Source organism: Nostoc sp. DedQUE09, from assembly GCF_034530915.1.
Taxonomy (GTDB): Bacteria; Cyanobacteriota; Cyanobacteriia; order Cyanobacteriales; family Nostocaceae; genus Nostoc.
The window spans coordinates 122,949-132,468 of the sequence record NZ_JAVRCE010000018.1 but is presented as its reverse complement, the minus strand read 5'-3'; the positions used below and the strand labels follow the sequence as shown (position 1 = coordinate 132,468).

Here is a 9,520-nt window from a genome sequence, read left to right as displayed (position 1 = left end):
TCACCGCCAACCGTTCCGGTGTGGCGGGAGTACCCTTGCGGAGGTCTAGATGGATTTCTGAAACTCTTTACCTATTAGCGTTTCACAATCCAAAATCTAAAATCTAAAATTCCAAATGGCATGAGTGCGAATTTTTCTTTTCAATGTCTTGCTTGCTGTAGCCAAACCAAAGCTAGAGCAGGAGTGTTTTTCACCCCTCACGGTCTTGTAGAAACCCCCAGATTTATGCCAGTGGGAACACTGGCTAATGTCAAAACTATCACCCCAGCCCAGCTACGAGAGACTGGGGCGCAAATGATCTTATCCAATACTTATCATCTTCACCTACAACCAGGAGAAGCGATCGTGGCTGGAGGTGGTGGGTTGCATAAATTTATGGGGTGGAACGGCCCAATGCTCACAGATTCAGGTGGGTTTCAGGTCTTCAGCTTAAGCGAGATGCGAAAAATTACTGAAGAAGGCGTAACTTTTCGCTCACCCCATGATGGACAAATTATTAACTTAACACCAGAGCGCTCCATTGAGATACAAAATACTTTGGGGGCTGATGTGATTATGGCCTTTGATGAGTGTCCGCCTTACCCAGCGACTCGCCAAGAGGTAGAAACTGCAACTGAGCGCACTTACCGCTGGTTAGAACGCTGTATAACAGCTCATCAACGCAGCGATCAGGCGTTGTTTGGGATTGTGCAAGGGGGTGTGTATTTAGATTTGCGTTGCCACGCGGCGGAAGCTTTGGCTAAGTTAGATTTGCCCGGATATGCCATTGGTGGTGTGAGTGTGGGAGAACCGCCAGAATTAATGGCTGAGATTGTCAAAGTGACAGCACCACTTTTACCGCCCGAAAAGCCGCGTTACTTAATGGGTGTGGGTACTTATCGGGAAATAGCGATCGCGATCGCATCTGGTATAGATTTATTTGATTGTGTTATTCCCACCCGCTGGGCAAGACATGGTACAGCGATAGTCCAAGGCGGACGCTGGAATTTAAAAAATGCTAAGTTTCGTGAAGATTTTACGCCATTAGATGAAACTTGCCCATGCTACACTTGTCAAAATTTTAGCCGTGCTTACATATCTCATTTAGTGCGATCGCAGGAAATTTTGGCTTATACCTTGTTGAGCATTCACAACATTACCGAACTAATTCGCTTTACGCAAAAAATTAGAGAAGCAATATTGAGCGATCGCTTTGTCGCAGAATTTGGTCACTGGCTCACCGAAGAAAGGGGAGATGAGAAATCAATCGAGAGTGGAGGAGCAGAAGATTAATGACAAATGACAAATGACAAATGACAAATGACCAATGACCAATGACCAAACCATGTTAAGATACTTCTCAATTATGAAAGCTGTGTTGGATAGGTGGATTTAAACAAACATGGAAGCAGCACTTTTATTAGCAAAACTGCCAGAAGCTTACCAAATCTTCGATCCTTTGGTAGACGTTCTCCCAGTTATCCCGGTATTCTTCTTGTTGCTTGCTTTCGTTTGGCAAGCAGCTGTGGGATTTAGGTAAGTTAATCTATTTTTCAATTTATAGGACAGGTACTCTACCTGTCCTATTTTTTTGTAGCGCCATGTTTTATAAAATTAATATTTATTAATATTTTGTAATGAATTATTATAAGAAATAAGATGTTAATTAGTCCATGTCAATATAAAGCCTTGAAAGCCAAGCTTACAGTCAAGGAGGAATCAGTTATGGGTAATATCAAATTCGTTAAAGAAGATAAAGAAGTAGTGGCAGCAGATGGTGCTAATCTCCGGCTCAAGGCGATACAAAATGGCATTGACATATATACATTAATTGGTAAGCTGACCAATTGTGGTGGTAATGGTCAGTGTGGTACTTGTATTGTCGAGATAGTCGAAGGACTAGAAAATCTTTCCCCTCGCACAGACGTAGAAAACCGGAAATTCAAAAAAAAGCCAGAAAATTACCGCCTTGCCTGTCAAACTTTAGTCAATGGCTCAGTCAGCGTAGTCACGAAACCTTAGTTCTCAAATCTGCCACTGCTTCAATTTTTATCCACTCAGTAGTCAAAATACTTACCAAAATTAAGTTTACTCTCAACGAGATGATATGCGGACATTTTGAATACTTCGACAAGCTCAGTACAAGTTTTGAATTTTGAATTGGTATAACTGTGTCATCGATAATGCTATCCTAATGTTGTTGACTGGAAATTAAAGAGAGGTTTTCTTGCCATGCAAGTTAATGACCTGGGGTTCATAGCGAGCATTTTGTTCGTACTAGTCCCCGCCGTGTTTTTACTAATTCTTTACATCCAAACTGCTAGCCGCGAAGGTGGAAAAGATAGTTAAGAGTTTGTGCATAAATAAATAACCCCTGCACCAATAGTGTAGGGGTTTTTATTTATCAACCAGCAACTTAGCGCTGAATAGTAAAGATAACAAAAGTCTTACTTTACTATTCGATCGCAACAATTATTATACTCAGCACTGTTGACTTTAAGCTATTGTCCGCGCCAACAATACTGGACAAGTAGCATTGACTCGAACATAGTCAGACAAGGAAGATCCGATGAGGCGATCTATATCAACAAAACTCTTAGCGATCGATGGACGACGATCTGGAGAACCGAGCAATAGTAAGTCTATATTCAACTCTTCTGCCAATCGACAAATTTCTTCACCAGGTTTACCACTGCTGATATAAGAACGAGATTGGATGCCTTGTTTTTCAGCTTCTGCAACAGCGGCTGCTAAAACTGGATTTTTGTCTGAGTTAACCTGGGTGATTTCCGATTTTTTACCGCCAAAATCTGTACTAATATTTGCCAAAATTAATTCGCCGCCTGGAATATCTCGCAGTAAAAACAATGCCAATTTCAAGCAATTTTTTGCTGAATCAGAATTGTCTATTGCGACCATAATTCGCTTAATTCTTTTAACATAAATGTCATCTTTTACCAGCAACATGGGGCGAGAAGATAGCTGGAAAACATACTGACTGACTGAGTTGGATAAAATCGATTGCAGCCGCTTCAGTCCACGTGAACCCATAATAATCAAGTCAGCGTCGATTTCATCAGCTACTTGGCAAACCACATCTTTAGGGTCGCCTTCACGCAAAATTGAAGAAACTTGACTAGGATCTAAGTTCAAAGTTTGAATCGCATTCGCCAGAATTTTGCCACCATTTTCCCATTTAGCTGTCATGGTAGTAGCAGTATTTTGTGCTTGAACAACATGCAAAATTGTAACTTTTGCAGATTGAACAGAAGGGATTTCTTTCAGAGTTTTGAGCATTTCCTCTGCGTGTCCCAATCCCGATACAGCCAGCAAAATTCTTCTGATCATGTTACGTAATTTTTGTGAAGTTTACTTTTGTTTTCGCTGTTGGTACTTGGCTCTGGTCGGATTTTCACCACTTTGCTTGACAACCTAGTTAGTAAGTTGGCACAAATAAACTTTGTTTTTTAGTATTTAACACCTAAATAAATGAGAAAGGATAAAAAACTAAACAAATGTTTAAGTTTGTTTGCACTTAGTTACTTAAACTTTTAACTAGACTTCAACTATTGAGCATACTCTCAATTTAGTTTGATGAACTTAATAAATTATGATGTTAGTTATTATTTTTAATCTATGTTTACTTTTGTTAATTAGAGGTTAGTTAAGTATTGCAAATAAATGCAAAAATAACTCTATAGGAAAATTGATTTAGTATAAGCCTTAACAAGCGCTCGCTTCCCACCTAAATAGTCTACACTCCTCCTGAGTTCCCTATATTCTGTAGATTTTTTAAGCCTTTTGCAGTTTGGGTAACTCAGATAGGATTACTCAATCGCAACATCCGCAAAATGTGGAATAACAAGATCCGAATTCAGATATTCTAATAGTCGAAATTAGATTTAATATTATATTTAAACCCCCCAGATTCTATTTGGGGGGTTTGTTTGATTACTTGTGAGATTTGCTTAACTTAGATGTGCCCCTGGTTGTCCGTTTTGGACTACAAAGGAAGCTAGGGTTTTGACAGAGGCATTCAAGTCAACGATGCTTGATACAACGCGATAGTCACTTTGCCAGCGTTTTGGAGTCAGGTTGCAGCGGACGTATCCTCGGTAAGCACCGTCAAAGAACTTAGTATGGGGATTGTTGCTTAGGGAAGCTTGAACTGGAGCGAGAAATGCGGTGGGAAAATCAGATGTAATTGAAGTTCCTACAAACTCAGTGCCTACCGTCGGCGAGTTTGGGTTATTAAAGTCAAGCTTGAGGTTGTGTACCCAACTAGAATGGATGTCTCCAGTAATTACCACTGGATTAGAGGGTTGGCGCTGGTTGAGAAAACTCAAAAGCCGATTACGTGCAGCCACGTAACCGTCCCACTGATCTACATTGAAGACACCTACACCTGGATTACTATTGAAATTGTACTCGGCTAGCATGGTCTGTTGAGCAATCACATTCCAGCGCGATCGCGATTGGTCTAACCCTTTTCGTAGCCACTGTTCTTGTTCTGAGCCGGTCATCGTAGCATTTGTATCAAAAGCTTGGGAGCAGCGAGGCTTAATTCCATCATCACAAGGTTGATTAGTACGGTATTGCCTCGTGTCTAGCACATTGAACTCAGCTAAATTACCGAAAGTCAACCGCCGATAAAGCAGCATATCTGGGCCCTTGGGCAATGAAGACTGACGTAAGGGCATGTGTTCGTAGTAAGCCTGGTAAGCATTAGCTCGCCGTTTTCTAAAAGCCTCTTGGGTTTGGTTGTCTTCCGGGATTAAGTTGGCGTAGTTGTTGTCAACTTCATGATCGTCCCAAGTGACAATCCAGGGAAAAGCCGCATGAGCAGCTTGGAGATTTGGGTCAGTTTTGTACAGAGCGTGGCGATCGCGATAGTCTTTAAGAGTGATAATTTCTGGACTATTATGCTGGCGGGGGCCACCAGATTGTGGCCCGTATTCGTAGATGTAATCACCCAGATGAACCACAAGGTCGAGATTTTCCTCAGCTAAATGCCGATAAGCCGTATAGTAGCCATTTTGCCAGTCTTGACAGGAGACAAAAGCAAAGTTCAGTTGTTGGGTATAGCTATAAAATGCTGGTGCTGTACGAGTCCGTCCAATGGGGCTAACTTCCTTACCTGCTTGAAATTGATACCAATACCAACGCTCAGGGTTTAGCCCACGGACATCAACATGGACTGAGTGCGCTAACTCTGGTGTCGCCAGCACTGTTCCTCGCCGCACCACCTGTTTCATGTTTTCATCAAGGGCGACTTGCCACCGCACTGGAACATTTACCAGTGGCATTCCACCTCCAGAGAGTGGATTGGGAGCCAGTCGTGTCCAGATAACAACACCATCCGGTAAAGGATCGCCAGATGCAACACCAAGACTGAACGGATAGCTAGAAAACCTTGATTTAGCCAATACTGGATGCCATTGGCTAGCGATTGTTAACCCTGTTAAGAATCCTGCACCCAACAAAAAATTCCGCCGTTTGCACCGATTTGCTAGCAGGCGCATATCATCCATAAGTTCCATATTCACCCCTTCCCAGATGTAAATACAGTTGGCATTCAGGAGGGTCAATTGCCAAAAGCACAAATAGTAGTTTAAATAATTCGTAATTCGTAATTCGTAATTCGTAATTCGTAATTGCGTTTTGTATGGGGATTTAAACCTAAACAAAATACGGCTGCTTCTTATAGAAACAGCAGATTGTAAATCGTTTAATAATTATGAATTATGAATTATGAATTATGAATTAGTAATTACTAATTATGTTGATTTAACTTGTCTCCTAATAGCTGCTCAACCAACCACAAAAAAGTTACCAACCCAGGATCAAGCAGAAATTAAGATTGTGTTAAGTTTAAAATTGGATTGGGGCATTGGGAGAATTTTGTAGGACATTTAGACCCTAACCTAAACAGAACTGCCGCTACAGGCACTTTTGGCAAACCCTCTTATAATTACGAATTACGAATTACGAATTATTTAAAATCTGCCATTTCCCTGAACAATGTGCTTAACGGTGGTCAATGTTTCCAGGCTGATAAATCCCCGGCGATGACCTTTTTGATTAGACATACCGAGAAATACTGAATCTCCCCGCGAAGGGTTGCGGGAAAAACGCGGGGAAGTGTTGATGTAGGTAGAGGCACTGTTAACTCCCAACGCAAACTGCCGACTTTCCTGGTAGGATTCAGTCACGATGGAGTCAGCATGACCACTGCTGTATTCATTAATCCAGGCGATCGCAGCCTCTAAGCTATCCACTAGTTTAAAAGCTACTGTCCTCGTTAAATAAGGGTTTCCCCATTCGCCTTCTTTCACCAGCTGCAACTGAGGAAAGGCTTGGACTAATTCTGCATCGCCTTTTATTTCAAAGCCTTTTTCCATCAAGCTGTTCCACAAGACAGCTAAAGATGATGGCAAGGCTTGACGATGAATTAGTACCTTTTCAATGGCGTTAACTTGATCGGGTTCACTTTGATGACTATTAAGAATCATCCAGCGCACCATTTCTAAGCTGCTATTGAGCGACCAGTAGAGGTAACAGTTACCCATCGCCGACTTTAAAACTGGGCAAGTTGACTGTCGGACTACTTGCTGCACTAAGCTAGAACGTCCGTAGGGAATTACTAAATTCACGTACTGGTCTTGGGTAACTAGATCCCGAACTGAAGCACCATGTTCTGCTGTGATCAGTTCTAGACAGCCGGGAGCTAGGCCAACTTCTGCGATCGCACTTTGCAGTACGTCAGCAATTACTGCGTTAGAATGGCTAGCTTCAGTACTGCCTTTGAGAATTATACAATTACCAGTTTTGATACAAAAACCCGCTGCGATCGCCCCTAAATCGGGAAACGCTTCATAAATAAATCCAATCACTCCCAAGGGCATTAACTGAGTGTAACTTTGAGAATCTTCCAGTTGATAATCAGCGGTTCTGACGCGTCGCAGCGGATCTGATAATTCCCCCAACCGTTGTAAAATGTCCACTGTCATCTCTAGCCTTGTGGGAGTCAGCTTCAGCCAGTCCAATATCAACTCAGGCACCGCCATTTCCCGACTGGCTTCTAAATCCAAGGTATTGGCTTCTAGAATGTCATCAAACGAGCGTTCAATCGCCTTTGCCATTGCCAATACTGCACGACTCCGGTCTGCTCCCTTTGTGAGCGCCAGCTTTAGGGAAGCTTGATAGGCTCGTTGGGCACTAGTAATCGGTTCGGGGTGGTCATCCAATTCAACAGTCATTGAGTTAACGTCTGTAGGTAAGCCAGACCATTAGTGCTGGTAAGATAGCCAATAGCACCGCCACCATTGCCCAAGCAATAATGCTGGAACCATTTGCCAATCGCAGTGCTAATGGCAGCCATATAATCACTAGCACGAAAATAATGCCCAGCGCTATAGGCAAATAGCTTTCTCCCAAGCGGGGATGGACAACATGCCAACTATTTCCCATCCAACGCCAAGCCCGTTTGTAGGGATAGGTGGTGGAAAGCTGTTCTAGGACATGACCATTATCTTCTACAACAAAGATTTGCTGACAGCGATCGCAACCAAATGCTTCTGTTAGCGTAATCGGAATTAGCTGACCCCGGCGACGACAGGGACAGGGGTATTCGGTATTGAAATCGATTTTTTCGGGTTTTTGAGATTGCACAAGCGTTCTAATAACTTGAGCGTGTTTTACACGAACTACGAGAATATAATGCCTTGGAAAACACCTTAAAGGCTTCTGTCTTTATATACATAAAAAGGTGATGCAAACATTGCCCTGATTACTAACAGTAGATGCAGCTAACTTTAAGTATTCTACTAATTGCCAAATCAGTACGGAGTTATCTATTTGTAATCTTTCCCCGTAGCTGGCGATCTTGTTTAAAAATTTCCTTCTCTTCATCTGTCGCTTTCAACGTAATGTGGTTGCGTTTTTGGAAATTTATTATGCTGACACACCTGATACAATTTTAAGCATAGGTGGCAACCACTCCTAAAGCAAATCCTTTGGGAAGGCTACGCTCGTAAACAACACACAGCAACAAACCCGCTAAATTCTCTTTGGGTCACTGTCACTATATATTACTATCAGTTCTCAAGGTTAGATCGGCATTATGTCCAATATCTATTCCTTGGAGTTCACACACAAGTGTTTACAGGGCAAGAATTACCAAAGCATCTTAGTATGTGTAACTCTTTGTCTAAATATATTGTGGCTAACTTTTCTTGACCTGTAAACATTTGGAGGGCTTTACAAAGGTGCAGAGCTAATCTACAAACGCTTTAACGCACCCTAAAAACACTAAACCTCTTGAAATTCTTACATTCAAGAGGTTTTAGTTGGAAGCGGGTAACGCGATTCGAACGCGCGACATTCACCTTGGCAAGGTGACGCTCTACCACTGAGCTATACCCGCGATCATCACCCAAATACTAATATCTCAGATTTATCTGTAATTGTCAACCCCTTAATTTAGTCATTAGTCATTAGTCATTCGTCATTGGTCATTAGTGAATAACAAAGGACAAAGGACAAATGACTAATGACAGACTAACCGAGTTCTTCTGACTCCAAAGTTAAATTGCCAACGCTGGCACTTGGAAAAGAGGGTGGCAAAGACTGGCTACTACGAGAATATGGCTCTGCCAGGTTAGAACGCAGTTGCCGCATCAGGCTAGCCATTTCTAGGGCATTCAGGGCGTAATCCCAGCCATGATTACCTTTTATGCCTGCCCGTTCTAAGGCTTGCTGCATAGTATCTACTGTCAAAATGCCAAAAATTACTGGCACACCAGTTTGAAAGCTAGCGGCGGCAATGCCTTTAGAAACCTCTGAGGATACGTAATCAAAATGGGGCGTTTGTCCTCGAATGACTGCGCCAAGACAAATTACAGCATCATAACGATGGGAAAGTGCTAATTGGCGAGCTACTAAAGGTACCTCAAAACTTCCTGGAACCCAAACATAATCCACTTGATTACCTTGGGGATTAGGGTCTACACCGTGGCGTTTTAAACAATCTTGACATCCCTCTAGCAGCTTTCCGGTAACAAGGTCATTGAATCGACCAATCACCACTGCAAACCGCAAAGGCTCCGTTTGGGTAAAAGTTCCCTCGAAAACTGCCATGACTGCCTCTTTATCAACTATACTTCTGGCCAATATACATTTCTTATTTAAATGTAGAGGAGCAGGAAAGCACGGTCAAAATGAAGTTAGTAGGAAAAAGAAAAAATCCTTTGTTTCCCTTAACCTTTGACCTTGGCTTTTCTGCCCCTCTAGTTCTTATATTATGTGCCTGCGCCAGAGCGAAGCCGTCGCCTAAACGACAAAAAAGTTTAACAAACCAACTAAAAACACCAAACCAATCCAGACCCCAGAACCAACCCAGAGCAGTTTTTTAGATTCATTCCAGTTTTGGGGAGTGGCATAAGCAACCGGAACCCCAACAACCAGGACAAAAGACAACAAGACTAGACTTATCAAGGCAAATTGGAATATTATGGTCATTTTTACTTCTCCCAATACAGCG

11 protein-coding genes and 1 tRNA gene are annotated in these 9,520 nt (G+C 42.2%); 5 read left to right on the top strand and 7 right to left on the bottom strand.

Annotation, left to right across the window (positions count from 1 at the left end; genetic code table 11):
* Positions 1–120: 120 nt before the first annotated feature.
* The 4 genes from tgt (at position 121) to psbM (ending at position 2,328) form a co-directional block, all read left to right on the top strand.
* Positions 121–1,272 (top strand): tRNA guanosine(34) transglycosylase Tgt, encoded by a 1,152-nt coding sequence (gene tgt, locus RMY27_RS14485; protein ID WP_322664246.1) that lies wholly within the window; start codon positions 121–123, stop codon positions 1,270–1,272.
* A gap of 109 nt (positions 1,273–1,381) precedes the next feature.
* A complete protein-coding gene (locus RMY27_RS14480; RefSeq protein ID WP_006195022.1) occupies positions 1,382–1,519 on the top strand; it encodes a photosystem II reaction center protein K in 138 nt (45 codons plus the stop codon).
* A 185-nt stretch (positions 1,520–1,704) separates the two neighbouring features.
* Positions 1,705–2,001, top strand: a complete 297-nt coding sequence (locus RMY27_RS14475) for a 2Fe-2S iron-sulfur cluster-binding protein (RefSeq protein WP_322664244.1) — start codon at positions 1,705–1,707, stop codon at positions 1,999–2,001.
* A gap of 210 nt (positions 2,002–2,211) precedes the next feature.
* Positions 2,212–2,328 carry a photosystem II reaction center protein PsbM gene (gene psbM, locus RMY27_RS14470; RefSeq protein ID WP_084227279.1) on the top strand — a complete coding sequence of 39 codons (117 nt, stop codon included), beginning with the start codon at positions 2,212–2,214 and terminating at the stop codon, positions 2,326–2,328.
* A gap of 147 nt (positions 2,329–2,475) precedes the next feature.
* Here psbM and RMY27_RS14465 read toward each other — a convergent pair whose 3' ends face one another.
* A complete protein-coding gene (locus RMY27_RS14465; protein WP_322664242.1) occupies positions 2,476–3,327 on the bottom strand; it encodes a universal stress protein in 852 nt (283 codons plus the stop codon).
* Between the two features lie 620 nt (positions 3,328–3,947).
* Entirely contained in the window at positions 3,948–5,519 is a 1,572-nt protein-coding gene (locus tag RMY27_RS14460; RefSeq protein WP_322664240.1) for an alkaline phosphatase, read from the bottom strand.
* A 211-nt stretch (positions 5,520–5,730) separates the two neighbouring features.
* On the opposite strand from RMY27_RS14460, the gene RMY27_RS14455 reads away from it, so the two are divergent.
* A complete protein-coding gene (locus tag RMY27_RS14455; RefSeq protein WP_322664238.1) occupies positions 5,731–5,886 on the top strand; it encodes a hypothetical protein in 156 nt (51 codons plus the stop codon).
* A gap of 89 nt (positions 5,887–5,975) precedes the next feature.
* On the opposite strand, the gene RMY27_RS14450 is transcribed toward RMY27_RS14455, so the two are convergent.
* The 5 genes from RMY27_RS14450 to psbZ all read right to left on the bottom strand — a co-directional run bounded on the left by RMY27_RS14450 (position 5,976) and on the right by psbZ (position 9,498).
* Positions 5,976–7,238, bottom strand: a complete 1,263-nt coding sequence (locus RMY27_RS14450) for a glutamate-5-semialdehyde dehydrogenase (RefSeq protein WP_322664236.1) — start codon at positions 7,236–7,238, stop codon at positions 5,976–5,978.
* Between the two features lie 4 nt (positions 7,239–7,242).
* Positions 7,243–7,650: a hypothetical protein gene (locus RMY27_RS14445; protein WP_094348002.1), complete on the bottom strand. Its 408-nt coding sequence runs from the start codon at positions 7,648–7,650 to the stop codon at positions 7,243–7,245.
* Between the two features lie 682 nt (positions 7,651–8,332).
* Positions 8,333–8,404 (bottom strand) — tRNA-Gly (locus tag RMY27_RS14440).
* Positions 8,405–8,538: 134 nt separating this feature from the next.
* Positions 8,539–9,117, bottom strand: a complete 579-nt coding sequence (gene ribH, locus RMY27_RS14435) for a 6,7-dimethyl-8-ribityllumazine synthase (RefSeq protein ID WP_322664234.1) — start codon at positions 9,115–9,117, stop codon at positions 8,539–8,541.
* Between the two features lie 192 nt (positions 9,118–9,309).
* Positions 9,310–9,498: a photosystem II reaction center protein PsbZ gene (psbZ, locus tag RMY27_RS14430; protein WP_322664232.1), complete on the bottom strand. Its 189-nt coding sequence runs from the start codon at positions 9,496–9,498 to the stop codon at positions 9,310–9,312.
* Positions 9,499–9,520: the final 22 nt, after the last annotated feature.

Bases quoted from the DNA above. Each gene is read 5' to 3' on its own strand.
- tgt (WP_322664246.1), top strand. From the start codon at position 121: ATGAGTGCGAATTTTTCTTTTCAATGTCTTGCTTGCTGTAGCCAAACC.
- RMY27_RS14480 (WP_006195022.1), top strand. From the start codon at position 1,382: ATGGAAGCAGCACTTTTATTAGCAAAACTGCCAGAAGCTTACCAAATC.
- RMY27_RS14475 (WP_322664244.1), top strand. From the start codon at position 1,705: ATGGGTAATATCAAATTCGTTAAAGAAGATAAAGAAGTAGTGGCAGCA.
- psbM (WP_084227279.1), top strand. From the start codon at position 2,212: ATGCAAGTTAATGACCTGGGGTTCATAGCGAGCATTTTGTTCGTACTA.
- RMY27_RS14465 (WP_322664242.1), bottom strand. From the start codon at position 3,327: ATGATCAGAAGAATTTTGCTGGCTGTATCGGGATTGGGACACGCAGAG.
- RMY27_RS14460 (WP_322664240.1), bottom strand. From the start codon at position 5,519: ATGGAACTTATGGATGATATGCGCCTGCTAGCAAATCGGTGCAAACGG.
- RMY27_RS14455 (WP_322664238.1), top strand. From the start codon at position 5,731: ATGAATTATGAATTAGTAATTACTAATTATGTTGATTTAACTTGTCTC.
- RMY27_RS14450 (WP_322664236.1), bottom strand. From the start codon at position 7,238: ATGACTGTTGAATTGGATGACCACCCCGAACCGATTACTAGTGCCCAA.
- ribH (WP_322664234.1), bottom strand. From the start codon at position 9,117: ATGGCAGTTTTCGAGGGAACTTTTACCCAAACGGAGCCTTTGCGGTTT.
- psbZ (WP_322664232.1), bottom strand. From the start codon at position 9,498: ATGACCATAATATTCCAATTTGCCTTGATAAGTCTAGTCTTGTTGTCT.